The following is a 26,882-nucleotide window of genomic DNA, read 5'->3' as shown; positions in this document are numbered from 1 at the left end:
CTTGTTTTCTAAGTTCATAAATCTGAACTTTATCATCATAAGTTAATTTCATAATAAAAACACCCCAAAAGTTAGATTTCTTCTGTCTAACTTTTGGGGTGCAGTTCATTTGCTATTATGCGTTTTTTATAATTTTTGCACCTTTCTTAGCCTTTGTTATCGACAAGTATTGCTCTAGGTCCTTGTTTTTAGAATGGCAATTTCCCAGCGAAAGCACCCAGTTTTTTCTTGGTAGTTTCATCGATTTGTTCAAGAGCAGAGTTGATGGCTTGAACGGTCATATCAGAAAGAGTTTCAAGGTCCTCTGGGTCAACGATAGCTGGATTGAAATCAATGCTGACAACTTTCTTATCTCCAGTTAAGGTCGCTTGGACAAGGTCTTGAGCAGATTTGCCAACAAATTGCATGGCAGCAAGTTCGGCCTGGCTTTGTTCCATTTGTTTTTGAAGTTTTTGTGCTTGACGCATCATGTTTTGCATGTTCATCATAAGATTTCTAAAGTTCCTTTCATCTCAAGGGGATAATCCTTGTTGTTAACAAGTGCCTGATTTTCTCTCCTAATTGTTATTAGTAGCATAGCCATCAAGCCCAAGTATTGATTTTATTATACCATTTTTTTAAGACATAGTCTTTTATTGGTGAGAGTTATTTATGTCAAGGAGTGATTAGAAATAAATTAAAATAATTATTTTTGTTAAGAGGGGCTCTATTCTAGTTTCATGGAAATGATTTTACTAAAGGTTTGTATGCTTTGTCTACAAACATGGTACCTCTATCTATTTTCGGATAAATAGTTGTCTATTATTATTTTTATGCTAATAGTAAAATCTAAATGGTAGCCTACGATTTTTTAGAAAGAAAATGGTACAATATTTCTAAGAGAAAATACAATGGGAGGGAAAATGAGGTTATTACCTATAAGAAAAATATCACGTCAGTCTAAAAGGTTAGCACTTTTTTTGACGTTTTGTGCTGGATATGTGGATGCTTACACTTTTATTGTTCGCGGGAATACCCTTGTAGCTGGACAAACTGGAAATGTTGTCTTTCTTTCGGTAGAGCTAATACAGAATAATGTTTCGGATGTTAGGGATAAGCTTTTAACCTTAATAGCGTTTATGCTGGGAGTTTTTTTACTAACCATTTATAGGGAAAAATTGAGAATTGTGAAAAAGCCAATTCTGTCACTGATTCCTTTGGTAATCTTATCAATAATTATTGCTTTTGTGCCACAAACTGTAGATAATATCTATCTAGTGCCGCCCTTGGCCTTCTGTATGGGACTGGTGACAACTGCCTTTGGTGAGGTTTCGGGTATTGCTTATAATAATGCCTTTATGACAGGGAATATCAAACGAACAATGCTAGCTTTTGGAAATTATTTCCGAACTAAGCACACTCCTTTTTTGCGTGAAGGGTTCATATTTGTTAGCCTGCTTAGTAGTTTTATCCTTGGCGTTGTCTTTTCAGCCTATTTGACGATTTTCTATCAGGAAAAGACCATTCTTGGTATTCCTATTATGATGAGCATTTTTTATATCAGCATGCTTTTTGCCTCGTGGCGGAAAAAAGTAAAAGAAAAAGCTTGATTTTAGGTGTTATTACTTGTAAGAAAATAGGAGATATGCTATACTTAGAGAGTTGACTATGCACAATCCTGTGCAACCGCACGAACATCGTTGCTCGTCGTAGAACAAATTTAAACTTTGTTCTACATAGAGCTCTTCTTTTAAGTGGTTCGTCCCACGATGCTAGGCGAGTCTTCACAAAAAGTCGGGGAAACCCATAAAAATCATAGGAGGTGCATAATGAGCACATACGCAATTATCAAAACTGGCGGAAAACAAGTTAAAGTTGAAGTTGGTCAAGCAGTTTACGTTGAAAAATTGAACGTTGAAGCTGGTCAAGAAGTTACTTTTAACGAAGTTGTTCTTGTTGGTGGTGAAAACACTGTTGTCGGAACTCCACTTGTTGCTGGAGCTACTGTGGTTGGAACTGTTGAAAAACAAGGAAAACAAAAGAAAGTGGTTACTTACAAGTACAAACCTAAAAAAGGTAGCCACCGTAAACAAGGTCACCGTCAACCATATACTAAAGTTGTCATCAACGCAATCAACGCTTAATTTTAAGGAGAACACATGATACAAGCAGTCTTTGAGAGAGCCGAAGATGGCGAGCTGAGGAATGCGGAAATTACTGGACACGCCGAGAGTGGCGAATGCGGCTTAGATGTCGTGTGTGCATCGGTTTCTACGCTTGCCATTAACTTTATCAATTCTATTGAGAAATTTGCAGGCTATGAACCAATCCTAGAATTAAACGAAGATGAAGGTGGTTATCTGATGGTTGAAATTCCAAAAGATCTTCCTTCACACCAGAGAGAAATGACCCAGTTATTCTTTGAATCATTTTTCTTAGGTATGGCAAACTTATCGGAGAACTCGTCTGAGTTCGTCCAAACCAGAGTTATCACAGAAAACTAACACGGAGGAAAACATTATGTTAAAAATGACTCTTAACAACTTGCAACTTTTCGCCCACAAAAAAGGTGGAGGTTCTACATCAAACGGACGTGATTCACAAGCAAAACGTCTTGGAGCTAAAGCAGCTGACGGACAAACTGTAACAGGTGGATCAATCCTTTACCGTCAACGTGGTACACACATCTATCCAGGTGTAAACGTTGGTCGTGGCGGAGACGATACTTTGTTCGCTAAAGTTGAAGGCGTAGTACGCTTTGAACGTAAAGGACGCGATAAAAAACAAGTTTCTGTTTACCCAATCGCTAAATAAAAAGGTTCAGTGAACCTTTTTATCCCGAGCCTTGAACTGTAAAGGCGAGGAAGCTAGAAGTAGCATTAAATAAGGCTTTCCGAGTTTTCGGAGAGCCTGTTTTTTGTTTGGTACCCATACTTTTTAATATAGTAAAATGAAATAAGAACTGGTATCTGGTTTCAAATATTGGCTTGTCATCCCTTCACTTGTCTGAATGGCTTGAGCCGTTCCTTCTGATAAGGAAAAAGATATTCTTTAGCGAGAATCCAAGATAACAGATGGAGAGAAAAATAACCCAGTCTGAAGCACATTAGATGGGAGTTGTTGGAAAGCAGTCATCTAGTTTTTCTTTGCTGCTTTGGCTTTTTCTTTGTCATCAGGGAAAGTGACTTGCTTCAAATCAGGGAGTTTAGGAAATTCTTCAAACATCTTGCCCAAGTTGTCTCATTTTGTAAATTTTACAGCCATAGGTGTACCTCGATTCTAAATTCTACCTTTTCGGCACCAATTAGTAATTTAAAGTTCTCAGGAGTTAGTTGCATTGCTTTTTCATACATAAGCATAGTATGACACTTTATGGTTACCGAACAAGTCTAATCACTCCTTTCAAACTTTTGAAGATGTCCTACAAGTTTTTGAGAAGAATATTGCAAAGTTCATAGTTAAGCAACGATAGAGTGAAGTGCTTTTTGAAAACAGCTACACTTCAGGTGAAAAAAACGACATTTCAGATTTTCTGTTCCAGAAATAGCTATCGCTATGATATAATTATTTTATGATTATTACTATTCCTATAAAAAACCAAAAAGATATTGGCACACCATCTGATTCAGTCGTTGTTCTCGGCTATTTTGATGGCATACATAAGGGGCATCAAGAATTATTTCGTGTTGCCAACAAAGCTGCGAGAAAGGATTTATTGCCTATCGTCGTTATGACCTTTAATGAATCTCCAAAGATCGCTTTAGAGCCTTATCATCCAGATTTGTTTTTGCATATTTTGAACCCTGCTGAACGTGAAAGAAAATTAAAGCGCGAAGGTGTAGAAGAATTATATCTCCTTGATTTTAGTAGTCAATTCGCTAGTCTCACGGCAGAAGAATTTTTTGCAACTTATATCAAGGCTATGAATGCCAAAATTATTGTTGCAGGTTTTGATTATACATTTGGTTCTGACAAAAAAACAGCAGAAGATTTAAAGGATTACTTTGATGGAGAAGTTATCATTGTTCCACCTGTAGAAGATGAGAAAGGAAAGATTAGTTCAACTCGTATCCGTCAAGCTATTTTAGATGGAAATGTGAAAGAAGCAGGAAAACTTTTGGGGGCACCGCTTCCATCAAGAGGTATGGTGGTTCATGGTAATGCTCGTGGTCGTACAATTGGTTATCCGACAGCGAATTTAGTGCTTTTAGACCGTACTTATATGCCAGCAGATGGCGTTTATGTCGTTGATGTTGAGATTCAAAGACAGAAGTATCGTGCTATGGCTAGTGTCGGGAAAAATGTGACCTTTGATGGAGAAGAAGCACGTTTTGAAGTCAATATTTTTGATTTTAATCAAGATATTTATGGGGAAACCGTCATGGTTTATTGGCTTGATCGCATTCGAGATATGACCAAATTTGACTCAGTTGACCAATTAGTGGATCAGTTAAAGACTGATGAAGAAGTAACTCGGAATTGGTCTTAAGAGCTTGAGTAAATAAAACAAAAAAGAGGTTGTCTGTAACCCAAAAGATAGATGATTTAGTCTAACTTTTGAGATCACTACACTACCTCTTTTTATTCTTTTTCAAAGGTGAATCCTTCTCCTAGGATTTCATGGGCTTCTGTAATGGTTATAAAGGCTTGAGGATCGATTCGATGAATCATTTCTTTCATTTTCACAATCTCATTTCTACCGACAATACAGTAGATGATTTTCAAATTTTCTTTACTATAGTAGCCGTGACCAGAAATAAAAGTAACACCTCTTCCGAGGTCATCATTAATTGCCTTAGCAAGTTGGTCAGGACGTTTTGTGATAATCATAAAGCCTTTGCCGGCATATCCTCCTTCACCAATCAAATCAATAACACGAGAAACAATAAAATCAAACAAAAGCGTGTAGGAAACCAATCTCAAATCCTTGAAGATTAGGAGAATCAACATGAGAATACAAAAATCTAAGATAAAGAGCAGTTTTCCTATGGATATATGAGTGTATTTGTTGAGAATACGAGCTAGAATATCAGTTCCGCCAGTTGTACCTCCAGCATTAAAAATAATTCCAAGGCCAATTCCTAATAGGATTCCCGCTATAAGGGCTGTGATTAGTAAATCACCTTGAAGATCAATATGAAGGGGAATATGCTCAAAAAAAGCTAACCAGGCGGACAAAGCTAAGGTTCCTAGTAAACTAGAATAGAGGGATTTGGCTCCAAAAATCTTCCAAGCTAGGATGAAAAGGGGAATATTAATCAGCAGGTTCATGAGGGAAACAGGGATTTTAAAAAGATAAAAGGTGATGAGGGTAATGCCTGTCGCCCCTCCTTCAAAGAGATGATGGGGAACTACAAAATAAGTCAGTCCAAAAGCATAAATAGCAGCACCTAGTAAAATGGTAAAAATGGGGTAAATTTTTTTAATCATAGGACACCTCTTTTCTTATAAGTTGATTATATCAAATTTTACAGAAAATTTGATTGACTCCATTAGGATTTTTAATCTTTTTTTTGATATAATTAGAAGCAAGGAAACCAATCTGAATCCTAAAATAGAAAGATTGATACTATGACAAAAATTAAGATTGTAACCGATTCATCTGTTACTATTGAACCTGAACTAGTAAAGCAATTAGATATTACAATTGTTCCATTATCTGTAATGATTGATAATGTTGTTTATTCTGATGCTGATTTGAAAGAAGAAGGTAAATTTCTTCACTTGATGCAAGAAGCTAAGAATCTTCCGAAAACAAGCCAGCCGCCTGTAGGTGTCTTTGCTGAAGTGTTTGAAAACCTATGCAAGGATGGTAGCCAGATTCTTGCTATTCATATGTCCCATGCTCTTTCGGGGACTGTAGAAGCAGCGCGCCAAGGTGCTAGTTTATCTACTGCCGATGTGACAGTTATCGATAGTTCCTTCACTGACCAAGCCTTGAAATTCCAAGTTGTCGAAGCTGCTAAATTAGCACAAGAAGGCAAAGACATGGAGACAATTTTATCTCATGTAGAAGAGGTTAAAAACAACACAGAACTTTATATTGGCGTTTCAACTTTGGAAAATCTTGTCAAAGGTGGACGAATTGGCCGTGTAACTGGATTGTTGAGCTCCCTTCTCAATATCCGTGTTGTCATGCAAATGAAAGACCATGAATTGCAGCCAATGGTTAAAGGTCGTGGAACTAAAACCTTTAAAAAATGGTTAGATGAGTTGACAACATCTCTCTCTGAACGTTCTGTAGCAGAGATTGGAATTTCATATTCTGGTAGTGCTGATTGGGCAAAAGAGATGAAAGAAAGCTTACAAGCTTATGTTGAAAAGCCAATTTCTGTTTTAGAAACAGGTTCCATTATTCAAACTCACACGGGTGAGAATGCGTGGGCTATTTTGGTACGTTACCATTCCTAAAAAATAAATAAAATGGGAAGAAATAGCGTTTTTAACTTGACCTAAAAGGGATTTTAGGATATGATTATATTTGTTAATTAGAAATTATTTGGAGGAATCGTTAACATGGCAAACAAACAAGATTTGATCGCTAAAGTAGCAGAAGCTACAGAATTGACTAAGAAAGACTCAGCAGCAGCAGTTGAAGCTGTATTTGCAGCAGTAGCTGACTATCTTGCAGCTGGTGAAAAAGTTCAATTGATCGGTTTTGGTAACTTTGAAGTTCGTGAGCGTGCAGAACGTAAAGGTCGCAACCCACAAACTGGTAAAGAAATGACAATTGCAGCTTCTAAAGTTCCAGCATTCAAAGCTGGTAAAGCTCTTAAAGACGCTGTTAAATAATTGGCATTCAAAAAGCCTGTCATATCAAGTATTTGAGCTTGTGTGACAGGCTTTTTAATTATGAAATCTAGTAATAAATAGAGTTAAAAAGTTGAATGCTCCGAAAATATTGTATATATAGTAGGTAAATCTAAAATAGTACGAAACAATTTCTAAAACATTTATAGAAATTAATTTTACTTCCTCAATCGATTTGTTCTCATCTTATTTCAATCTGCTATACGTACGTATATAATGGAAAAGAATTAAATAATAGAATTGTGCGATAACTATTTGAAGCAAGATTATCTTGTTAGAAAATCCAACAAGATAGTGAAGGAATCCAATACAAATTTTACATAATTTATTTTATGTTACAAATTCTTCGCTAAAATACTTACGATTATCTTGAATGCCTTAGGGAAACATGCTATACTGTTTGTATGATTATTTTACAAGCTAATAAAATTGAACGTTCTTTTGCAGGAGAGGTTCTTTTCGATAATATTAACCTGCAGGTTGATGAACGAGACCGGATTGCTCTTGTTGGGAAAAATGGAGCAGGTAAGTCTACTCTTTTGAAGATTTTGGTTGGAGAAGAGGAGCCAACTAGTGGAGAAATCAATAAGAAAAAAGATATTTCTCTGTCTTACCTAGCCCAAGATAGCCGTTTTGAGTCTGAAAATACCATCTACGATGAGATGCTTCATGTCTTTGATGACTTGCGTCGGACTGAGAAACAACTTCGTCAGATGGAGCTGGAGATGGGTGAAAAGTCTGGTGAGGATTTGGATAAACTGATGTCAGATTACGATCGCTTATCTGAGAATTTTCGCCAAGCAGGCGGCTTTACCTATGAAGCTGATATTCGAGCGATTTTAAATGGATTCAAGTTTGACGAGTCTATGTGGCAGATGAAAATTGCTGAGCTTTCTGGTGGTCAAAATACTCGTTTGGCACTTGCCAAAATGCTCCTTGAAAAGCCCAATCTCTTGGTCTTGGACGAGCCAACTAACCACTTGGATATTGAAACCATCGCCTGGCTAGAGAATTACTTGGTAAACTATAGCGGTGCCCTCATTATCGTCAGCCACGACCGTTATTTCTTGGACAAGGTTGCGACAATTACGCTAGATTTGACCAAGCATTCCTTGGATCGCTATGTGGGGAATTACTCTCGTTTTGTCGAATTGAAGGAGCAAAAGCTAGTTACTGAGGCAAAAAACTATGAAAAGCAACAGAAGGAAATCGCTGCTCTGGAAGACTTTGTCAATCGCAATCTAGTTCGTGCTTCAACGACTAAACGTGCTCAATCTCGCCGTAAACAACTAGAAAAAATGGAGCGTTTGGACAAGCCTGAAGCTGGTAAGAAAGCAGCCAACATGACCTTCCAGTCTGAAAAAACGTCGGGCAATGTTGTTTTGACTGTTGAAGATACTGCTATTGGTTATGACGGGGAAGTCTTGTCACAACCTATCAACCTAGATCTTCGTAAGATGAATGCTGTCGCTATCGTTGGTCCAAATGGTATCGGCAAGTCAACCTTTATCAAGTCTATTGTGGACCAGATTCCTTTTATCAAGGGAGAAAAGCGCTTTGGCGCTAATGTTGAGGTTGGTTACTATGACCAAACCCAAAGCAAGCTGACACCAAGTAATACGGTGCTGGATGAACTCTGGAATGATTTCAAACTGACACCAGAAGTTGAAATCCGCAACCGTCTTGGAGCCTTCCTTTTCTCAGGAGATGATGTTAAAAAATCAGTCGGCATGCTATCTGGTGGCGAAAAAGCTCGTTTGCTTTTAGCTAAATTGTCTATGGAAAACAATAACTTTTTGATTCTGGATGAGCCGACCAACCACTTGGATATTGATAGTAAGGAAGTGCTAGAAAATGCCTTGATTGACTTTGATGGTACCTTGCTTTTTGTCAGTCATGATCGTTACTTTATCAATCGTGTGGCAACTCATGTTTTGGAATTGTCTGAGAATGGTTCAACTCTCTACCTTGGAGATTACGACTACTATGTTGAAAAGAAAGCAACAGTAGAAATGAGTCAGACTGAGGAAGCTTCAACTAGCAATCAAGCAAAGGAAGCAAGTCCAGTCAATGACTATCAGGCCCAGAAAGAAAGTCAAAAAGAAGTTCGCAAACTCATGCGACAAATCGAAAGTCTAGAAGCTGAAATTGAAGAGCTAGAAAGTCAAAGTCAAGCCATTTCTGAACAAATGTTGGAAACAAACGATGCCGACAAACTCATGGAATTACAGGCTGAGCTGGACAAAATCAGCCATCGTCAGGAAGAAGCTATGCTTGAGTGGGAAGAATTATCAGAGCAGGTGTAAAAATGGAACATCTTGGAAAAGTATTTCGTGAATTTCGAACAAGTGGAAATTATTCTTTAAAGGAAGCAGCAGGCGAATCCTGCTCTACCTCTCAGTTATCTCGCTTTGAGCTTGGGGAGTCTGACCTGGCAGTCTCCCGTTTCTTTGAGATTTTGGATAATATTCATGTAACAATCGAAAATTTCATGGATAAGGCAAGGAATTTTTATAATCATGAACATGTGTCTATGATGGCACAGATTATCCCACTTTACTATTCAAACGATATTGCAGGTTTTCAAAAGCTTCAAAGAGAACAACTTGAAAAGTCTAAGAGTTCGACGACTCCCCTTTATTTTGAGCTGAACTGGATTTTGCTACAAGGTCTGATTTGTCAAAGAGATGCGAGTTATGATATGAAGCAGGATGATTTGGATAAGGTAGCAGATTATCTCTTCAAAACAGAAGAATGGACCATGTATGAGTTGATTCTTTTCGGTAACCTCTATAGTTTCTACGATGTAGACTATGTCACTCGGATTGGTAGAGAAGTTATGGAGAGGGAGGAATTTTACCAAGAGATTAGTCGCCATAAGAGATTAGTGTTGATTTTGGCCCTCAATTGTTACCAGCATTGTTTAGAGCATTCTTCTTTTTATAATGCCAACTATTTTGAGGCTTATACAGAGAAGATTATTGACAAAGGTATTAAGCTTTATGAGCGTAATGTTTTCCATTATTTAAAAGGTTTTGCCTTATATCAAAAAGGACAGTGTAAAGAAGGCTGTAAGCAGATGCAAGAGGCCATGCATATTTTTGATGTGTTAGGTCTTCCGGAGCAAGTAGCCTATTATCAGGAACACTACGAAAAATTTGTCAAAAGTTAATTTTCCCAAATAAGGGAAAAAATAAAAAGCTCCTTTCGGTTTTGATACAATAGTTTCAAAATTTGAGAGGAGCTTTAATATGAATCGCTATGCAGTGCAGTTGATTAGCCGTGGGGCTATCAATAAAATGGGAAATATGCTCTATGATTATGGAAATAGTGTCTGGTTGGCTTCTATGGGGACTATAGGACAGACAGTTTTAGGAATGTATCAGATTTCTGAGCTCGTCACATCTATTCTCGTCAATCCCTTTGGCGGAGTTATTTCAGACCGTTTTTCTCGTCGTAAGATTTTAATGACGGCAGATCTTGTTTGTGGGATTCTTTGTCTGGCTATTTCTTTCATAAGGAATGATAGCTGGATGATTGGCGCTTTGATTGTTGCTAACATTGTGCAGGCTATTGCTTTTGCCTTTTCTCGCACAGCCAATAAAGCTATCATAACTGAAGTGGTGGAGAAAGATGAGATTGTGATCTATAATTCTCGCCTAGAGCTGGTTTTGCAGGTTGTAGGTGTCAGCTCTCCTGTTCTTTCCTTCCTTGTTTTACAGTTTGCAAGTCTCCATATGACGCTACTGCTAGACTCGCTGACTTTTTTCATTGCTTTTGTTCTAGTGGCTTTCCTTCCAAAAGAGGAAGCAAAAGTTCAAGAGAAAAAGGCTTTTACTGGGAGAGATATTTTTGTAGATATCAAGGATGGGTTACACTATATCTGGCATCAGCAAGAAATTTTCTTCCTTTTGCTGGTAGCTTCCAGCGTTAATTTCTTTTTTGCAGCTTTTGAATTTCTACTTCCCTTTTCGAATCAGCTTTACGGGTCAGAAGGAGCCTATGCAAGTATTTTAACTATGGGGGCTATTGGTTCCATCATTGGGGCTCTTCTAGCTAGTAAAATTAAAGCTAATGTTTATAATCTTTTGATTTTACTGGCTTTGACAGGTGTCGGAGTTTTTATGATGGGATTACCACTTCCAACTTTTCTTTCCTTTTCTGGAAATTTAGTTTGTGAATTGTTTATGACGATTTTTAATATTCACTTTTTTACTCAAGTACAAACCAAGGTTGAGAGCGAATTTCTTGGGAGAGTACTGAGTACAATTTTTACCTTAGCTATTCTATTTATGCCTATTGCAAAAGGATTTATGACAGTCTTGCCAAGTGTACATCTCTCTTCTTTCCTGATAATTGGAAGTGGTGTTATCATCTTGTCTTGTATATCGTTTATTTATGTTCGAACTCATTTTGAAAAATTGATATAAGGTTGCTTGAGTTTCAAAAATAATTTCAAACTAAGTGTTTTTTCCGCCCTTCTCGTTTGTGAGGAGGGTTTGTTTTATGGTAAAATGGTCTTATGAATAAAAGAATGAATGAGTTAGTCGCTTTGCTCAATCGCTATGCGACTGAGTACTATACCAGCGATAATCCCTCGGTTTCAGACAGTGAGTATGACCGCCTTTACCGTAAGTTGGTCGAGTTAGAAACTGCTTATCCAGAGCAAGTGCTAGCAGACAGTCCGACTCATCGTGTTGGTGGCAAGGTTTTAGATGGTTTTGAAAAATACAGTCATCAGTATCCTCTTTATAGTTTGCAGGATGCTTTTTCACGTGAGGAGCTTGAAGCTTTTGATGCGCGTGTTCGTAAGGAAGTGGCTTATCCGACCTATATTTGTGAGCTGAAAATCGATGGCTTATCTATCTCGCTGACTTATGAAAAGGGGATTTTAGTTGTTGGTGCAACACGTGGAGACGGTTCTATTGGAGAAAATATCACAGAAAATCTCAAACGTGTTAAGGACATTCCTTTGACTTTGCCAGAAGAACTAGATATCACAGTTCGTGGGGAATGTTACATGCCACGCGCTTCCTTTGACCAAGTTAACCAAGCGCGCCAAGAAAATGGAGAGCCTGAATTTGCTAATCCTCGTAATGCGGCAGCAGGAACTCTGCGTCAGTTGGATACAGCAGTAGTTGCCAAGCGCAATCTTGCTACCTTCCTCTATCAAGAAGCCAGCCCGTCAACTCGTGATAGTCAAGAAAAGGTTTTGAAGCACCTAGAACAACTAGGTTTTGTGGTTAATCCTAAGCGAATTCTGGCTGAAAGCATGGATGAAATCTGGAATTTTATCCAAGAAGTTGGACAAGAACGAGAAAATCTGCCTTACGATATTGATGGAGTGGTAATCAAGGTCAACGACCTAGCAGGCCAAGAAGAACTTGGCTTTACCGTTAAAGCTCCAAAGTGGGCAGTAGCCTACAAGTTCCCAGCTGAAGAAAAAGAAGCTCAACTCTTATCAGTTGATTGGACAGTTGGCCGTACGGGTGTTGTAACCCCAACTGCGAATCTAACACCAGTACAACTAGCTGGTACAACTGTTAGCCGTGCGACTCTGCACAATGTGGATTATATTGCTGAAAAAGATATCCGAAAAGATGATACGGTTATCGTTTATAAGGCTGGAGATATTATCCCTGCCGTTTTACGTGTAGTAGAGTCCAAACGGGTTTCTGAAGAGAAACTGGATATCCCTACAAACTGTCCAAGTTGTAACTCTGACTTGCTGCACTTTGAAGATGAAGTGGCCCTGCGTTGTATCAATCCGCGTTGCCCTGCTCAAATCATGGAAGGCTTGATTCACTTTGCTTCTCGTGATGCTATGAATATTACAGGCCTTGGTCCATCTATTGTTGAGAAACTCTTTGCTGCTAATTTAGTCAAGGATGTGGCGGATATTTATCGTTTGCAAGAAGAAGATTTCCTCCTTTTAGAGGGGATCAAGGAAAAGTCCGCTGCTAAACTGTATCAGGCTATCCAAGCATCTAAGGAAAATTCTGCCGAGAAGCTCTTATTTGGTTTGGGAATTCGCCATGTCGGAAACAAGGCCAGTCAGCTTTTACTTCAACATTTCCACTCAATTGAAAATCTGGTTCAGGCAGATCCAGAGGAAGTGGCTAGTATTGAGAGTCTGGGTGGTGTGATTGCCAAGAGTCTCCAGACTTATTTTGCGACAGAAGGCTCTGAAATTCTCCTCAGAGAATTGAAAGAAGCTGGGGTCAATCTGGATTATAAAGGTCAAACTGTAGTAGCGGATGCAGCCTTGTCAGGTTTGACAGTGGTATTGACTGGAAAATTGGAACGGCTCAAGCGCTCAGAAGCTAAAAGTAAACTCGAAAGTCTGGGGGCCAAAGTGACAGGCAGTGTGTCTAAAAAGACCGACCTCGTCGTGGCAGGAGCAGATGCTGGAAGTAAACTTCAAAAGGCGCAAGAACTTGCTATCGAAGTTCGAGATGAAGCTTGGCTAGAAAGTTTGTAACAATGACAGAAGAAAGAAAACGTGCGCGTTTAATTTATAACCCAACCTCAGGGCAGGAAATTATCAAGAAAAATATAGCAGAAGTGCTGGATGTTTTGGAAAATATTGGCTATGAAACCAGTGCCTTTCAAACGACTCCAGAACCTCTTTCGGCACAAAAAGAAGCTGAGAGAGCAGCCAAAGCTGGTTTTGATTTGATTATTGCTGCAGGTGGTGATGGAACAATTAATGAGGTAGTCAATGGGGTTGCCTCGCTCGATAAGAGACCTCGGCTTGCTATCATCCCAACAGGTACGACTAATGATTATGCGCGTGCCCTAAAAATTCCAATGGGTGATCCTGTTGCGGCTGCTCAGATTATTGCTAAAAATGAGACCATTCATATGGATATTGGACGAGCTTTTGGCGACAAATATTTTATTAATATTGCCGCTGCTGGAACCTTAACCGAATTGACTTACAGTGTTCCAAGTGAAGTCAAGACGCGTCTTGGTTATTTTGCCTATGTTGCTAAAGGCATTGAAATGTTTCCTAAGACCAAGGTTCGTCCAGTGAGAATCACACACGATCAGGGGGTCTTTGAAGGAGAGGTGTCCTTGATTTTTGTTGCCTTGACCAATTCCATTGGAGGGTTTGAGCAGTTAGCGCCTGATACCAAGTTAGACGATGGTAATTTTACTCTGATTTTGGTCAAGACAGACAAGCTATTTGATATGTTGGGCTTATTGATACAGGCCATTAATGGTGGTCAGCATGTCTCAGACGTCAATATCGAATACCTTAAAACTAGCAAACTACGTTTAGAAGTTTTAGATGACCAAGAACCATTTATGCTGAACCTAGATGGGGAATATGGAGGAGATACCCCAGTTGAACTTCAAGTCTGCCATCATCACATCGAATTTTTTGTCAATCGAGACGAGATTAGTCAAGAATTTATTAGTGAAATAGAAACGAATTAAAAAGTAAAAAGGAAAAATAAAAATGTATAACTACCCTATGCGCATTCATTACCATCGCAAGAATGGTGAATACGACACTTGCTCTTTTGTAAAGAGTAAGGATCAACGAATTGATTTACTAACTTACCAAGAAGATTATTTTGGAGCCTTATTTAGCTTTGAACACCCAAGTGCTCATCCCTTAGAAAGCTTGAATTTTGTGGTTCACACAGGCCAAACTAGTAAAGAATATGCTATCCGTTTTAATCACTATCCCCTCTTAACAGAGGTCTGGATTTTGGAAGGCGATGATAGAATTTATTATTCTGAAAATCCTGCAATTGCAAGTCCTTTCTATAAAAATCAAAATCCTTTTGCTTTTGACAAGGCTATCAATAGCGCTAGTTTCGACCACCACTGGGGCTACCAAGGGGAATTGGGTTGCCGTGTAGAGGACAATCAGGCTCGTTTTGCTCTCTGGGCTCCAACAGCGACAGAAGTGCAGGTTGTCGTTTATGAATCAGCTGCTAATGATGCTCCTGTTTGGAAGACCTTTGAGATGGAGAGAGGCAATAGCTACTCTTATAATCACAAGGACAATACAATCGGTGTCTGGAGTTTGGATGTTGAGGAAGATTTGACTGGTAAGGCTTATCAGTATCAAGTCCAATTCCCTCACCACCAAACAGTGACACGCGATCCCTATACCATCGCGACCAGTCCTGATGGCAAACGTTCAGCTATCCTGAGCCATGAAGAAAAGCAAGTTGCAAACTTCGAGGTCAAGCACTGTTCAGAGGCTACTTGGCGCTTGGCAAATCCATGTAAGGCAGTTATTTGTGAAATGCACATTCGTGATTTGACCAAATCACCGACCTCAGGTGTGGATGAACATCTTCGAGGAACTTTCTTAGGTGCTGCACAGACTGGAACAGTTAACCAGTACGGCCAAGCAACTGCTTTTGATTACATCAAGAAGCTGGGCTACAATTATGTTCAGTTGCAACCAATTGCAGACCGTCACAAAGAATACGATGAGGATGGGAATGTAACCTACAACTGGGGTTATGACCCACAAAACTATAACGCGCCAGAAACTAGTTTTTCAACTAATCCAGACGACCCAGCTCAGGTTATTCGTGATTTGAAGACCATGGTTCAAGCTTACCACGATGCGAGTATTGGTGTTATTATGGATGTGGTCTATAACCATACCTTCTCAGTTGTTGATGCACCTTTCCAAACAACTGTCCCTGATTACTATTATCGTATGAATCCAGACGGTACCTTCCAGAATGGAACAGGCGTTGGAAATGAAACAGCCAGTGAACACGAAATGTTCCGCAAGTATATGATTGATTCTCTTCTATACTGGGTTCAGGAATACAATATTGACGGCTTCCGTTTTGACTTAATGGGGATTCATGATGTCAAGACTATGCAGATGATTCGTCAAAGCTTAGATGAAATCGACCCTAACATTATCCTCTATGGAGAAGGTTGGGACATGGGAACAGGTCTTGCACCTTATGATAAGGCTAAGAAAGACAACGCCTACGAAATGCCAAATATTGGTTTCTTTAATGACAATCAGCGTGATGCTGTCAAAGGTGGAGAAGTTTACGGTGCTATCAAGTCAGGTTTTGTCAGCGGTGCTGCGACAGAGCCAATTCTAGCCAAAGCAATCCTAGGAAGTCGTGAATTAGGAACCTATACACATCCAAATCAGGTGCTTAACTATGTGGAAGCCCATGACAATTACAATCTTCACGATTTATTGGCAACCCTTCATCCAAACCAAAGTTCAGAACAAATCATGCGCAAGGTCGAGACAGCCACAGCTATGAACCTACTCATGCAAGGGATGGCCTTTATGGAAATCGGTCAAGAATTTGGTCGTACCAAACTGGTTGCGACTGGTGAGAATGGTGAGTTGACCCATGATGATAGAGAGCGTGCGATGAATAGCTATAATGCTCCTGACAGTGTGAACCAAGTCAACTGGGATTTGATCAATGAGCGTCAAGACAGTATTGAGTTTATCCGTCAAGTCATCCGATTGAAGACAAAAACTGGTGCCTTTTCTTACTCTAGCTATGATGAAATTTACCATCATGTCTTTGTGCATTCTGCGATTGAACATAGCGGCTGCCTTATCTATGAAGTTCATGGGAAAGAACACCTCTTGGTGGTTGTGAATGCTAAATCAGAACCCTATCAATTTGAAAATGCAGGAAATTTAGCTATGTTGGTAACTAATAGTCGTTCAAAAGAAGATAATGTGTTAGATGATATTAGTCTAGCTGTCTTGAGTGTTTTATAAAGACCATCTATCTCGCTATTCTAACACATCATTGGAAGTGAACGAATAGAAAGAACTTAGTTGATAACTCACTTGTATAGAAAATTTGATAAATATTTTCATCAAACGTGTAAAATCAGGAAATTGTTTTCCTGGTTTTATTTTTTTGCTATAAAACAATAATAATCATAGAAAAATACGAACTTTTTGGTATTATAGTAGAGAAAAGAAAGGTGTTTTCACATTTTTTTGAAAAAATATTGCTTTACAATTGAACGAGAAAGTGAACTTTTTGTAGATTTTCAAAATAATTTTAAAGAAGTATAGTAATTTACTTGAATCTTCTCTAAAAAAGTAGTATAATAAAAACACAGAAAACGCTTACAGCAGAAAGGGAGTATATGGATAAAAGAGAAGCTTTGCGCACCTTTATGACAGGAGAAAATTTTCACCTTCAGCATTATCTAGGAGCACATAGGGAAGAGCTAAATGGAGAGTATGGTTATACATTTCGTGTATGGGCTCCCAATGCTCAGGCTGTCCACTTGGTGGGGGATTTTACCAACTGGATTGAGGGTCAGATTCCAATGGTAAGAAATGACTTTGGGGTCTGGGAAGTCTTTACCAACATGGCTCAAGAAGGGCATATTTACAAATATCATGTCACACGTCAAAATGGTCATCAACTGATGAAGATTGACCCTTTTGCTGTCAGATATGAGGCGCGTCCAGGAACAGGGGCAATCGTAACAGAGCTTCCAGAAAAGAAATGGAAGGATGGACTTTGGCTGGCACGAAGAAAACGTTGGGGCTTTGCTGAACGTCCTGTCAATATCTATGAAGTTCACGCTGGATCATGGAAAAGAAATCCAGACGGTAGTCCCTATAGTTTTGCCCAGCTCAAGGATGAACTCATTCCTTATCTCGTTGAAATGAACTATACTCATATTGAGTTTATGCCCTTGATATCCCATCCACTAGGTTTGAGTTGGGGCTATCAGCTTATGGGTTACTTTGCTTTAGAGCATGCCTATGGTCGTCCTGAAGAGTTTCAAGATTTTGTTGAGGAATGTCACTTAAACAATATTGGGATTATTGTGGACTGGGTACCTGGTCACTTCACTATTAATGATGATGCCTTAGCCTATTACGATGGGACACCGACTTTTGAGTATCAGGACCATAATAAGGCTCATAACTATGGTTGGGGAGCACTCAATTTCGACCTTGGGAAGAATGAAGTCCAGTCCTTCTTGATTTCTAGCATTAAGTTTTGGATTGACTTTTACCATTTGGACGGTATTCGCGTGGATGCGGTTAGCAACATGCTCTATCTAGATTACGATGATGCCCCATGGACACCGAATAAAGATGGCGGTAATCTCAACTATGAAGGATATTATTTCCTTCAACGCTTGAATGATGTCATTAAACTAGCTCATCCAGATGTGATGATGATAGCTGAGGAAAGTTCATCAGCTACTCAGATTACTGATACAAAGGATTCAGATGGTCTTGGCTTTGACTACAAATGGAATATGGGCTGGATGAATGATATTCTCCGTTTCTATGAAGAAGATCCGATTTATCGTACATACGACTTTAACCTAGTGACTTTCAGCTTTATGTATGTCTTCAAGGAGAATTATCTCCTACCATTCTCACACGATGAAGTTGTTCATGGCAAGAAGAGTATGATGCACAAGATGTGGGGAGATCGCTATAATCAATTCGCAGGCTTGCGCAATCTCTATACGTACCAAATTTGTCACCCTGGTAAGAAATTGCTCTTCATGGGTAGTGAATACGGCCAATTCCTAGAATGGAGATCTGAAGAGCAGTTGGAATGGTCTAATCTAGAAGACCCTATGAATGCTAAGATGAAGTATTTCACTTCTCAGCTAAACCAGTTTTACAAAGATCATCGCTGTCTGTGGGAAATCGATACCAGCTATGATGGTATTGAAATCATTGATGCGGATAATCGAGACCAGAGTGTTCTTTCCTTCATCCGTAAGGGTAAGAAGGGCGACATGCTAGTCTGCGTCTTTAATATGGCACCTGTTGAACGAAAAGATTTTACAATCGGTCTGCCTGTTGCAGGGATTTATGAAGAAGTCTGGAATACTGAGTTAGAAGAGTGGGGAGGCGTTTGGAAAGAACATAATCAAACTGTTCAAACGCAAGAAGGACTATGGAAAGATTATGAGCAGACCTTGACCTTTACCCTACCGGCTATGGGAGCAAGTGTTTGGAAAATCAAACGCCGCTTGAAATCTGATAAAACTGTCACAAGTAAAAACCAAAAAGGAGTAGAAAATGAAGAATGAAATGTTAGCTTTGATTCTTGCTGGTGGGCAAGGAACTCGTCTCGGTAAACTCACTCAAAGCATCGCAAAACCAGCTGTGCAATTTGGTGGGCGCTACCGTATCATTGACTTTGCTCTTTCAAACTGTGCCAACTCAGGTATTCACAATGTTGGAGTCATCACCCAGTATCAACCACTTGCTCTCAACAACCATATCGGGAATGGTTCAAGTTGGGGTCTAGATGGGATTAATTCTGGTGTCTCTATCCTTCAACCATATTCTGCAAGTGAAGGAAATCGTTGGTTTGAGGGGACTAGCCACGCTATTTACCAAAACATTGATTATATCGACAGTGTCAACCCTGAGTATGTTTTGATTCTTTCGGGTGACCATATCTATAAGATGGACTACGATGCTATGCTCCAGTCTCATAAGGATAATAATGCTAGTTTGACAGTAGCAGTTCTTGATGTTCCTCTGAAAGAAGCTAGCCGTTTTGGTATCATGAACACAGATGCTAACAATCGTATTGTAGAATTTGAAGAAAAACCAGCTCAACCTAAATCTACAAAAGCTTCTATGGGTATTTACATCTTTGATTGGCAGCGTCTCCGCAATATGTTAGTCGCTGCTGAAAAGAGCAATGTCGATATGTCAGACTTTGGTAAAAATGTCATTCCAAATTACCTTGAGTCAGGTGAAAGTGTTTATGCTTACGAATTTAGCGGTTACTGGAAAGACGTCGGTACTATTGAGTCACTTTGGGAAGCGAACATGGAGTATATTTCTCCAGAAAATGCCTTGGATAGTCGTAACCGTCAATGGAAGATTTACTCAAGAAACTTGATTTCACCACCAAACTTCCTCGGAGCAAATGCTGATGTGGAAGACTCATTAGTTGTAGACGGATGTTTCGTTGATGGAACTGTTAAACATTCTATCCTTTCAACAGGCGCGCAAGTTCGCGAAGGAGCGGAAGTTGTTGATTCAGTTATCATGAGTGGAGCTATCATTGGTCAAGGAGCTAAGATTAAACGTGCCATTATTGGTGAAGGTGCGATTATTTCTGACGGTGTCGAAATTGATGGAACAGATGAAGTACAAGTTGTAGGATATAATGAAGTAGTGGGGGTAGCAACAGATGAAGATTGATAAATATTCTGCCATTTTAGGAAACACAGTTGGTTTTCACGATATGTCGACATTGACAGACCACCGTCCAGTAGCAAGTTTGCCATTTGGTGGGAAATATCGTTTGATTGACTTCCCACTTTCAAGCCTTGCTAATGCAGGTGTTCGTAGTGTCTTTGGTATTTTCCAGCAGGATAATATCAGCTCAGTCTTTGACCATATTCGTTCAGGACGCGAGTGGGGCTTATCAACCCTTCTCAGTCACTATTATCTAGGTATTTACAATACTCGTGTGGAGAGTAGCACAGTAGGAAAAGAATACTACCAACAGCTTCTTACTTATTTAAAACGCTCTGGATCAAACCAAACGGTTGCCCTCAACTGCGATGTCTTGATTAACATTGATTTGAACCAAGTTTTCCATCTACATAGTACAACAAAAGGGCCTATCACTGTAGTTTATAAAAAACTAGCTAAGAAAGATATTTCAGAAGTAAATGCAATCTTAGAAGTGGATGAAACAGACCATGTTCTTTCTCATAAACTCTTTGATAGCAAGTCAACAGCTGAAACGTTCAATATGTCTACAGATATCTTTGTCGTTGATACACCGTGGTTGATTGAACGCTTGGAAGAAGAAGCTAAAAAAGAACATCCAGAGAAATTGCGTTATGTTTTACGTGATTTGGCTGCAAAAGAGGGAGCTTTCGCCTACGAGTACACAGGCTACCTAGCCAATATTCACTCTGTAGAGTCTTATTACCAAGCTAATAAAGATATGCTTGAATCACAGAAATTCTATTCTCTCTTCTCACCAAACCAAAAGATTTATACAAAGGTTAAGAACGAAGAACCAACTTACTATGCTAATACATCTAAGGTAAGTACTTCTCAGTTTGCGTCTGGTAGTATCATTGAAGGTCAAGTGGCTAATTCTGTTCTATCACGTAATATTCATATCCATAAGGATAGCCTGGTTAAAGATAGCCTACTCTTCCCTCGTGTTGTGATTGGAGAAGGAGCTCAGGTAGAATATGCTATCTTGGACAAGGGTGTTGAAGTTGAGCCTGGTGTTGTGATTCGAGGAACTGCAGAACATCCAGTTGTCGTTAAGAAAGGTAGCAAAGTAACAGAGGATATTCATTCATGAAAATTTTATTTGTAGCAGCAGAGGGTGCACCCTTTTCAAAAACAGGTGGTTTGGGAGACGTCATTGGCGCTCTTCCTAAATCACTTGTAAAAGCGGGACATGAAGTTGCAGTGATTTTACCCTACTATGACATGGTAGAGGCTAAATTTGGAAATCAGATTGAAGATGTTCTTCATTTTGAGGTGAGCGTCGGTTGGCGCAGACAGTATTGTGGAATTAAGAAAACAGTATTAAATGGTGTAACCTTCTACTTTGTTGACAGCCAATATTATTTCTTCCGTGGTCATGTTTACGGTGATTTTGACGACGGAGAGCGCTTTGCCTTTTTCCAACTTGCTGCCATTGAGGCTATGGAAAGGATTGACTTTATTCCTGACCTTCTCCATGTTCATGATTACCATACAGCCATGATTCCTTTCTTGTTAAAGGAAAAATACCGTTGGATTCAAGCCTATCAAGGAATAAAAACTGTTTTAACCATTCATAATTTGGAATTCCAAGGACAATTTTCAGAAGGAATGTTATGGGACTTGTTTGGAGTTGGCTTTGAACGTTATGCTGACGGTACCCTTCGCTGGAACAACTGTCTGAACTGGATGAAGGCAGGTATTCTCTATGCGGATCGTGTTTCAACCGTCTCACCTAGTTATGCTCAGGAAATTATGACCAGTAAATTCGGATGTAACTTGGATCAGATTCTTAGAATGGAGTCTGGTAAAGTATCTGGTATCGTGAATGGGATTGATGCTGACCTTTATAATCCTCAGACGGATGCTCTTTTAGACTATCATTTTAATCAGGAAGATTTGTCTGGAAAAGCCCAGAATAAGGCAAAATTACAAGAGAGAGTTGGCTTGCCAGTTAGATCTGACGTTCCTCTAGTGGGAATTGTTTCTCGTTTGACACGTCAAAAAGGTTTTGATGTGGTGATCGAAAGTCTTCACCATATCTTGCAAAATGATGTTCAGATTGTTCTTTTGGGAACTGGAGATCCAGCCTTTGAAGGAGCTTTCTCATGGTTTGCTCAGATTTACCCAGACAAGATATCAGCAAATATCACTTTTGATGTCAAACTTGCTCAAGAAATCTACGCTGCCTGTGACCTCTTCCTCATGCCAAGTCGTTTTGAACCATGCGGCTTGTCTCAAATGATGGCTATGCGTTACGGAACCTTGCCATTGGTTCATGAAGTTGGTGGTTTGCGAGATACTGTCCGCGCTTTCAATCCAATCGAAGGAAGCGGTACTGGTTTTAGCTTTGACAATCTATCACCTTACTGGTTAAATTGGACTTTCCAAACAGCATTGGACTTGTATAGAAACCATCCTGACGTTTGGAGAAATCTACAAAAACAAGCTATGGAGTGTGATTTCTCATGGGATACAGCCTGCAAGTCATACCTTGACTTGTACCATAGTTTAGTTAATTAATAGATAAAATCGTATGATGACTTCATACGATTTTTGGGCTGTTTAGAGAGGAGAACTGATGTCTCAAGTAAAAAGCTTGTGTGTTATGGATGTGGATGGAACCTTAATCCTAGAAGAAGTGATTGATTTGTTGGGAAGAAAGGTAGGTCGTGAGGAGGAAATTTCGCAGATTACAAGTCGGGCAATGCGAGGAGAGTGGGTCTTTGAAAGCAGTTTAAGAAAAAGAGTGTCCTTCTTGGAAGGTCTTCCTGTTTCGGTTTTTGATAAAGTCTTCAACACTATTCATCTATCGCCAAATGCCCAGGAATTCATCTCCATTCTCCAAAAGAATGGTATCCTAGTTGGTCTGGTGTCCGGTGGCTTTACACCAATAGTTGAAAGATTGGCAAAATCTCTTGGAATTGCCTATTTCTCTGCCAACCAACTTGAAGTCAAAGGTGGCTTTCTAACAGGAAAATTAGTTGGACAAATTATAAGTCCTGAGGTCAAAAAAGAGACTCTGGAGAAATGGAGAGAGGAACTCAAACTTCCTAGAGAAAGAACAGTTGCAATCGGTGATGGGGCCAATGATTTATTGATGTTGAAGTCGGCGGGACTTGGAATCGCCTTTTGTGCCAAAGAAGTACTAAAAAAAGAAATACAACATCATGTTGACAAGAGAGATTTTTTAGAAGTTCTTCCTTTGATTGACTTTTTAGAATGAGGGGAAAATATGAAGATTGTAATTGCACCAGATTCGTTTAAGGAAAGCTTGAGCGCTGAAGAGGTAGCTGAATCTATTAAAAGAGGCTTCCAACAATCGATAGCAGATGTAGAATGTCTCCTCTGCCCTGTTGGTGATGGGGGAGAAGGTACTGTTGATGCTATCCGACATTCTCTTGACCTAGAAGAAAAATGGATCCAAGTGACAGGCACTTTTGGCCAAAAAGAAGCCATGCGCTATTTTCAAAAAGGGAAACTGGCACTATTTGAAGTTGCTGATTTAGTTGGCCTTGGAAAGATTCCGCTAGAGAAACGAGATCCACTTCAAATCCAAACTTGTGGTATTGGAGAGTTGATTAGCTATCTCATTGCTCAAGGGATTAAAGATATCTATATTGGCGTTGGTGGCACGGCCAGTAATGACGGAGGAATTGGGATCGCTGCGAGTTTAGGTTATCGATTTTATGATAGGGATGGAGATGAGTTGCCCGCTTGTGGTCAATCCTTACTAAACTTAGCTTCTGTCTCAACAGAAAATCGCTATGAAATTCCTGAAGATGTGCAAATTCGTATTTTAGCAGATGTCGTGAGTCCCTTATGTGGTTATCAAGGTGCGACCTACACTTTTGGCAAACAAAAAGGCCTAGATCCTGCTATGTTTCCAGTCCTAGATCAGGCAATTCAAGATTTTTATAAAAAAGTCTCCCCTGCAACATTGCAAATTAAAGGAGCAGGAGCTGGTGGAGGTCTTGCTGCTGGTTTGTGTGCCTTTGCTCAGGCAAATATCGTGTCTGGAATTGATACCTGCTTGAACTTAATCAACTTTGATAAGAAAGTTTCAGATGCTGACTTGGTTGTTGTAGGAGAAGGGAGGCTAGATCGTCAAAGCTTAGCAGGTAAAGCGCCTATTGGTGTAGCAAAAAGAACCCCTGTTGGAGTTCCTGTTATTGCTATTTGTGGTAGTCTTGCTGAAGATTTACCTCCCTTACCATTTGAAAATATCCAAGCTGCCTTTTCTATTTTGGAGAAAAGTGAACCTTTAGAAGATAGTTTGAAAAATGCCCGCCTCTATCTGGAGCGCACGGCAGCCAATATCGGGTACTTATTAACTATGCGCAAGATTTAGCCAAACCATTTTTTCCATAAGGATGTTTTGGATTGTTCTTCCTTTTTAACTTCCCAAAGTTTTGCAAAAGCAAGTCGAATGTTCTTTTCTTCTACTTGTACTGGTGCATTGCTATGGATAATCAGACCGAAGGGAGAAGTAGTATGCTCTTCAGATACTATGGTAGCTTGACTATCAGTTTCTTTAGCTTCTTTTAAGTAGAAAACTTGTTTGTCAAATTCGATAGTTGGTGAAATCTTCACAAATAGAGGCTCTGCTTTTTCCTGAAGGTTTTCTAAAATAGATAAAAAGCCTTTTTCTAACTGAGGGCTATTTGCTGTGTCAATATCTGCATATCCAAGAACTCTTTCCTCAAAAGTGCCAAGATAGCGTCTTTGCTCATCTGGATTTAATTTTGCTCCACCATGAGCTTTTTCAAGTAATTGTTTTGATAAATCTGTCATGAAAACAGTATATCATAAAAGTTAGAATAAAACAGACAAAAGAAAGCGATTACTTTATAAAGTTAAGGAAAATTTGCACAAAGATAACGTTTTTTCTTGAAAAAGGAGGTGTTTTAAGGTATTATAGAGGTGTAAAAAATTTAACTCATAAGGAGAGTAAAAAATGTCAATTATTACTGATGTTTACGCTCGCGAAGTCCTAGACTCACGCGGTAACCCAACACTTGAAGTAGAAGTTTACACTGAATCAGGTGCTTTCGGACGTGGTATGGTTCCATCAGGAGCTTCTACTGGTGAACACGAAGCAGTTGAACTTCGCGACGGTGACAAATCTCGTTACGGTGGTCTTGGTACACAAAAAGCTGTTGACAACGTAAACAACATCATTGCTGAAGCTATCATCGGCTACGATGTACGTGATCAACAAGCTATCGACCGTGCTATGATCGCACTTGACGGTACTCCTAACAAAGGTAAATTGGGTGCAAACGCAATCCTTGGTGTGTCTATCGCTGTAGCTCGTGCTGCTGCTGACTACCTTGAAATCCCACTTTACAGCTACCTTGGTGGATTCAACACTAAAGTTCTTCCAACTCCAATGATGAACATCATCAACGGTGGTTCTCACTCTGACGCTCCAATCGCTTTCCAAGAATTCATGATCGTACCTGCTGGTGCGCCATCATTCAAAGAAGCTCTTCGTTGGGGTGCTGAAATCTTCCATGCTCTTAAGAAAATCCTTAAATCTCGTGGTTTGGAAACAGCCGTAGGTGACGAAGGTGGATTCGCTCCTCGTTTCGAAGGAACTGAAGACGGAGTTGAAACTATTCTTGCTGCGATCGAAGCTGCTGGATATGTTCCTGGTAAAGACGTATTTATCGGATTTGACTGTGCTTCATCAGAATTTTACGATAAAGAACGTAAAGTTTACGACTACACTAAATTCGAAGGTGAAGGAGCAGCTGTACGTACTGCTGCAGAACAAATCGACTACCTTGAAGAATTGGTAAACAAATACCCAATCATCACCATCGAAGATGGTATGGATGAAAATGACTGGGACGGTTGGAAAGCTCTTACTGAACGTCTTGGTGGTAAAGTTCAATTGGTTGGTGACGACTTCTTCGTAACAAACACTTCTTACCTTGAAAAAGGTATTGCAGAAGGTGCTGCTAACTCAATCCTTATCAAAGTTAACCAAATCGGTACTCTTACTGAAACATTCGACGCTATCGAAATGGCGAAAGAAGCTGGTTACACTGCCGTTGTATCACACCGTTCAGGTGAAACTGAAGATTCAACAATCGCTGACATCGCAGTTGCAACTAACGCAGGACAAATCAAGACTGGTTCACTTTCACGTACAGACCGTATCGCTAAATACAACCAATTGCTTCGCATCGAAGACCAACTTGGTGAAGTAGCAGAATACCGTGGATTGAAATCATTCTACAACTTGAAAAAATAAAGTAGTTCAGTAAACTATTTTATCCCGAACCTTGAAATTCAAAAGTTCGGCCGTTGATTTAACAACGTTTCTAGCCCCTCGGATTTTATCCGAAGGGCTATTTTTGGTACGACGGGCATGTCGTGCATCTGAGGTGTAAGTCCTAGGTGGGCACCTGCTACCGGTGAACCCAATAGCGATTCCCAAGCCTGACTATCGTGAGGTAGCGGATTAAAACGGTCTGGGGATAGACCGTTTTAAGTCTGACACTGGAAATAAGAATCGTCAGAGGAAGGGATAGCGAAATCGTGGCTCTACGAACAGGAAGGTGATAGTAAGGCGTATATAGCGGATAAGGGGGCCAGAAACTCTAAAGTCCAAAAAGGTAGTCGTAACCTATATGCGTAAATCACGAGAGTAATTGAATTCGGACTAAGGTTTGTGTGAAAAAGATAAATCTTTCTAGAGTCTAAAGACTCTGCGTCAGATTTCCTATTTTCACTCTAACCTTTTAACGTCCTCATATCTTGTATAAACGAGGAAAGATGTAGGACTTATCCCGTGAGGTCTCATGAGCGCTGAAAGCGTAGTAACAAGGAATCATGAGAAGTCAGCCGAACCCATAGTAGT

General features: G+C 39.6%; 23 protein-coding genes, 1 pseudogene and 1 other annotated feature. Of the genes and pseudogenes, 20 read left to right on the top strand and 4 right to left on the bottom strand.

Features of this window, described 5'->3' with window-relative positions; genetic code table 11:
• Nucleotides 1-188: 188 nt before the first annotated feature.
• Nucleotides 189-488: a YbaB/EbfC family nucleoid-associated protein gene (locus tag HT699_RS07090; RefSeq protein ID WP_000981524.1), complete on the bottom strand. Its 300-nt coding sequence runs from the start codon at nt 486-488 to the stop codon at nt 189-191.
• A gap of 402 nt (nt 489-890) precedes the next feature.
• On the opposite strand from HT699_RS07090, the gene HT699_RS07085 reads away from it, so the two are divergent.
• The 4 genes from HT699_RS07085 (at nt 891) to rpmA (ending at nt 2,793) form a co-directional block, all read left to right on the top strand.
• Nucleotides 891-1,589 (top strand): YoaK family protein, encoded by a 699-nt coding sequence (locus tag HT699_RS07085; RefSeq protein WP_172934211.1) that lies wholly within the window; start codon nt 891-893, stop codon nt 1,587-1,589.
• Between the two features lie 64 nt (nt 1,590-1,653).
• Nucleotides 1,654-1,773: a sequence feature (ribosomal protein L21 leader region), on the top strand.
• 35 nt (nt 1,774-1,808) lie between these two features.
• Nucleotides 1,809-2,123 (top strand): 50S ribosomal protein L21, encoded by a 315-nt coding sequence (gene rplU / locus HT699_RS07080; protein WP_000109141.1) that lies wholly within the window; start codon nt 1,809-1,811, stop codon nt 2,121-2,123.
• A 15-nt stretch (nt 2,124-2,138) separates the two neighbouring features.
• Nucleotides 2,139-2,483, top strand: coding sequence for a ribosomal-processing cysteine protease Prp (locus tag HT699_RS07075; RefSeq protein WP_000613692.1), 345 nt, complete (start codon nt 2,139-2,141; stop codon nt 2,481-2,483).
• A 16-nt stretch (nt 2,484-2,499) separates the two neighbouring features.
• Nucleotides 2,500-2,793 carry a 50S ribosomal protein L27 gene (rpmA, locus tag HT699_RS07070; RefSeq protein WP_000916509.1) on the top strand — a complete coding sequence of 98 codons (294 nt, stop codon included), beginning with the start codon at nt 2,500-2,502 and terminating at the stop codon, nt 2,791-2,793.
• 138 nt (nt 2,794-2,931) lie between these two features.
• Here the strand turns inward: rpmA and HT699_RS07065 are convergent.
• Nucleotides 2,932-3,072: pseudogene (locus HT699_RS07065) on the bottom strand (TIGR03943 family protein); the annotation flags it as partial.
• 478 nt (nt 3,073-3,550) lie between these two features.
• Between HT699_RS07065 and HT699_RS07060 the strand changes: the two are divergent.
• Entirely contained in the window at nt 3,551-4,468 is a 918-nt protein-coding gene (locus HT699_RS07060; RefSeq protein ID WP_023936826.1) for a bifunctional riboflavin kinase/FAD synthetase, read from the top strand.
• A 92-nt stretch (nt 4,469-4,560) separates the two neighbouring features.
• Here the strand turns inward: HT699_RS07060 and HT699_RS07055 are convergent, their stop codons facing one another.
• Nucleotides 4,561-5,409 (bottom strand): YitT family protein, encoded by an 849-nt coding sequence (locus HT699_RS07055; RefSeq protein WP_000592055.1) that lies wholly within the window; start codon nt 5,407-5,409, stop codon nt 4,561-4,563.
• Nucleotides 5,410-5,550: 141 nt separating this feature from the next.
• On the opposite strand from HT699_RS07055, the gene HT699_RS07050 reads away from it, so the two are divergent.
• The 14 genes from HT699_RS07050 to HT699_RS06985 all read left to right on the top strand — a co-directional run bounded on the left by HT699_RS07050 (nt 5,551) and on the right by HT699_RS06985 (nt 24,362).
• Entirely contained in the window at nt 5,551-6,390 is an 840-nt protein-coding gene (locus HT699_RS07050; RefSeq protein ID WP_000161383.1) for a DegV family protein, read from the top strand.
• 105 nt (nt 6,391-6,495) lie between these two features.
• Nucleotides 6,496-6,771: an HU family DNA-binding protein gene (locus tag HT699_RS07045; protein ID WP_001284639.1), complete on the top strand. Its 276-nt coding sequence runs from the start codon at nt 6,496-6,498 to the stop codon at nt 6,769-6,771.
• A 422-nt stretch (nt 6,772-7,193) separates the two neighbouring features.
• Entirely contained in the window at nt 7,194-9,095 is a 1,902-nt protein-coding gene (locus HT699_RS07040; RefSeq protein WP_172934210.1) for an ABC-F family ATP-binding cassette domain-containing protein, read from the top strand.
• Between the two features lie 2 nt (nt 9,096-9,097).
• On the top strand, nt 9,098-9,961 hold the full coding sequence (locus HT699_RS07035; RefSeq protein ID WP_016399303.1) for an XRE/MutR family transcriptional regulator: 864 nt from the start codon (nt 9,098-9,100) through the stop codon (nt 9,959-9,961).
• 79 nt (nt 9,962-10,040) lie between these two features.
• A complete protein-coding gene (locus HT699_RS07030; RefSeq protein ID WP_016399304.1) occupies nt 10,041-11,219 on the top strand; it encodes an MFS transporter in 1,179 nt (392 codons plus the stop codon).
• 92 nt (nt 11,220-11,311) lie between these two features.
• Complete coding sequence (ligA, locus tag HT699_RS07025) at nt 11,312-13,270, top strand: NAD-dependent DNA ligase LigA (RefSeq protein WP_138701102.1); 1,959 nt, start codon at nt 11,312-11,314, stop codon at nt 13,268-13,270.
• Between the two features lie 2 nt (nt 13,271-13,272).
• Nucleotides 13,273-14,232, top strand: a complete 960-nt coding sequence (locus HT699_RS07020) for a diacylglycerol kinase family lipid kinase (protein ID WP_000134182.1) — start codon at nt 13,273-13,275, stop codon at nt 14,230-14,232.
• A 22-nt stretch (nt 14,233-14,254) separates the two neighbouring features.
• On the top strand, nt 14,255-16,534 hold the full coding sequence (gene pulA, locus HT699_RS07015) for a type I pullulanase (RefSeq protein ID WP_138701103.1): 2,280 nt from the start codon (nt 14,255-14,257) through the stop codon (nt 16,532-16,534).
• 380 nt (nt 16,535-16,914) lie between these two features.
• Nucleotides 16,915-18,843 carry a 1,4-alpha-glucan branching protein GlgB gene (glgB, locus tag HT699_RS07010; protein WP_138701104.1) on the top strand — a complete coding sequence of 643 codons (1,929 nt, stop codon included), beginning with the start codon at nt 16,915-16,917 and terminating at the stop codon, nt 18,841-18,843.
• Complete coding sequence (locus HT699_RS07005; RefSeq protein ID WP_023940141.1) at nt 18,833-19,975, top strand: glucose-1-phosphate adenylyltransferase; 1,143 nt, start codon at nt 18,833-18,835, stop codon at nt 19,973-19,975. Before glgB ends, HT699_RS07005 begins: the two co-directional genes overlap by 11 nt.
• Nucleotides 19,965-21,104, top strand: a complete 1,140-nt coding sequence (gene glgD, locus HT699_RS07000) for a glucose-1-phosphate adenylyltransferase subunit GlgD (RefSeq protein WP_000687036.1) — start codon at nt 19,965-19,967, stop codon at nt 21,102-21,104. Before HT699_RS07005 ends, glgD begins: the two co-directional genes overlap by 11 nt.
• The gene (gene glgA, locus HT699_RS06995; RefSeq protein ID WP_023940142.1) at nt 21,101-22,534 is read left to right on the top strand and encodes a glycogen synthase GlgA; all 1,434 of its coding nucleotides are present in this window, start codon (nt 21,101-21,103) and stop codon (nt 22,532-22,534) included. Before glgD ends, glgA begins: the two co-directional genes overlap by 4 nt.
• Before the next feature lie 58 nt (nt 22,535-22,592).
• A complete protein-coding gene (gene serB, locus HT699_RS06990; RefSeq protein ID WP_138701105.1) occupies nt 22,593-23,237 on the top strand; it encodes a phosphoserine phosphatase SerB in 645 nt (214 codons plus the stop codon).
• A 9-nt stretch (nt 23,238-23,246) separates the two neighbouring features.
• Nucleotides 23,247-24,362, top strand: coding sequence for a glycerate kinase (locus HT699_RS06985; RefSeq protein WP_172934209.1), 1,116 nt, complete (start codon nt 23,247-23,249; stop codon nt 24,360-24,362).
• On the opposite strand, the gene HT699_RS06980 is transcribed toward HT699_RS06985, so the two are convergent.
• Nucleotides 24,359-24,805 carry a DUF1694 domain-containing protein gene (locus HT699_RS06980; RefSeq protein ID WP_049523739.1) on the bottom strand — a complete coding sequence of 149 codons (447 nt, stop codon included), beginning with the start codon at nt 24,803-24,805 and terminating at the stop codon, nt 24,359-24,361. The genes HT699_RS06985 and HT699_RS06980 overlap by 4 nt on opposite strands.
• A 163-nt stretch (nt 24,806-24,968) precedes the next feature.
• Here HT699_RS06980 and eno point away from each other — a divergent pair, with 163 nt between their 5' ends.
• A complete protein-coding gene (gene eno / locus HT699_RS06975; RefSeq protein WP_000022821.1) occupies nt 24,969-26,273 on the top strand; it encodes a surface-displayed alpha-enolase in 1,305 nt (434 codons plus the stop codon).
• The last annotated feature ends 609 nt before the right edge of the window (nt 26,274-26,882 follow it).

The organism is Streptococcus sp. 1055 (assembly GCF_013276815.1).
Lineage (GTDB): Bacteria > Bacillota > Bacilli > Lactobacillales > Streptococcaceae > Streptococcus > Streptococcus pseudopneumoniae.
The sequence above is the reverse complement of the archived record's forward strand: the minus strand, read 5'-3'. Positions and strand labels throughout refer to the sequence as shown.

Bases quoted from the DNA above. Each gene is read 5' to 3' on its own strand.
- HT699_RS07055 (WP_000592055.1), bottom strand. From the start codon at position 5,409: ATGATTAAAAAAATTTACCCCATTTTTACCATTTTACTAGGTGCTGCT.
- HT699_RS07030 (WP_016399304.1), top strand. From the start codon at position 10,041: ATGAATCGCTATGCAGTGCAGTTGATTAGCCGTGGGGCTATCAATAAA.
- HT699_RS07075 (WP_000613692.1), top strand. From the start codon at position 2,139: ATGATACAAGCAGTCTTTGAGAGAGCCGAAGATGGCGAGCTGAGGAAT.
- HT699_RS07050 (WP_000161383.1), top strand. From the start codon at position 5,551: ATGACAAAAATTAAGATTGTAACCGATTCATCTGTTACTATTGAACCT.
- rplU (WP_000109141.1), top strand. From the start codon at position 1,809: ATGAGCACATACGCAATTATCAAAACTGGCGGAAAACAAGTTAAAGTT.
- HT699_RS07060 (WP_023936826.1), top strand. From the start codon at position 3,551: ATGATTATTACTATTCCTATAAAAAACCAAAAAGATATTGGCACACCA.
- HT699_RS07020 (WP_000134182.1), top strand. From the start codon at position 13,273: ATGACAGAAGAAAGAAAACGTGCGCGTTTAATTTATAACCCAACCTCA.
- HT699_RS07035 (WP_016399303.1), top strand. From the start codon at position 9,098: ATGGAACATCTTGGAAAAGTATTTCGTGAATTTCGAACAAGTGGAAAT.
- glgB (WP_138701104.1), top strand. From the start codon at position 16,915: ATGGATAAAAGAGAAGCTTTGCGCACCTTTATGACAGGAGAAAATTTT.
- HT699_RS07090 (WP_000981524.1), bottom strand. From the start codon at position 488: ATGATGAACATGCAAAACATGATGCGTCAAGCACAAAAACTTCAAAAA.
- ligA (WP_138701102.1), top strand. From the start codon at position 11,312: ATGAATAAAAGAATGAATGAGTTAGTCGCTTTGCTCAATCGCTATGCG.
- HT699_RS07085 (WP_172934211.1), top strand. From the start codon at position 891: ATGGGAGGGAAAATGAGGTTATTACCTATAAGAAAAATATCACGTCAG.
- HT699_RS07045 (WP_001284639.1), top strand. From the start codon at position 6,496: ATGGCAAACAAACAAGATTTGATCGCTAAAGTAGCAGAAGCTACAGAA.
- HT699_RS06985 (WP_172934209.1), top strand. From the start codon at position 23,247: ATGAAGATTGTAATTGCACCAGATTCGTTTAAGGAAAGCTTGAGCGCT.
- eno (WP_000022821.1), top strand. From the start codon at position 24,969: ATGTCAATTATTACTGATGTTTACGCTCGCGAAGTCCTAGACTCACGC.
- pulA (WP_138701103.1), top strand. From the start codon at position 14,255: ATGTATAACTACCCTATGCGCATTCATTACCATCGCAAGAATGGTGAA.
- glgA (WP_023940142.1), top strand. From the start codon at position 21,101: ATGAAAATTTTATTTGTAGCAGCAGAGGGTGCACCCTTTTCAAAAACA.
- HT699_RS07005 (WP_023940141.1), top strand. From the start codon at position 18,833: ATGAAGAATGAAATGTTAGCTTTGATTCTTGCTGGTGGGCAAGGAACT.
- glgD (WP_000687036.1), top strand. From the start codon at position 19,965: ATGAAGATTGATAAATATTCTGCCATTTTAGGAAACACAGTTGGTTTT.
- HT699_RS07040 (WP_172934210.1), top strand. From the start codon at position 7,194: ATGATTATTTTACAAGCTAATAAAATTGAACGTTCTTTTGCAGGAGAG.
- HT699_RS06980 (WP_049523739.1), bottom strand. From the start codon at position 24,805: ATGACAGATTTATCAAAACAATTACTTGAAAAAGCTCATGGTGGAGCA.
- serB (WP_138701105.1), top strand. From the start codon at position 22,593: ATGTCTCAAGTAAAAAGCTTGTGTGTTATGGATGTGGATGGAACCTTA.
- rpmA (WP_000916509.1), top strand. From the start codon at position 2,500: ATGTTAAAAATGACTCTTAACAACTTGCAACTTTTCGCCCACAAAAAA.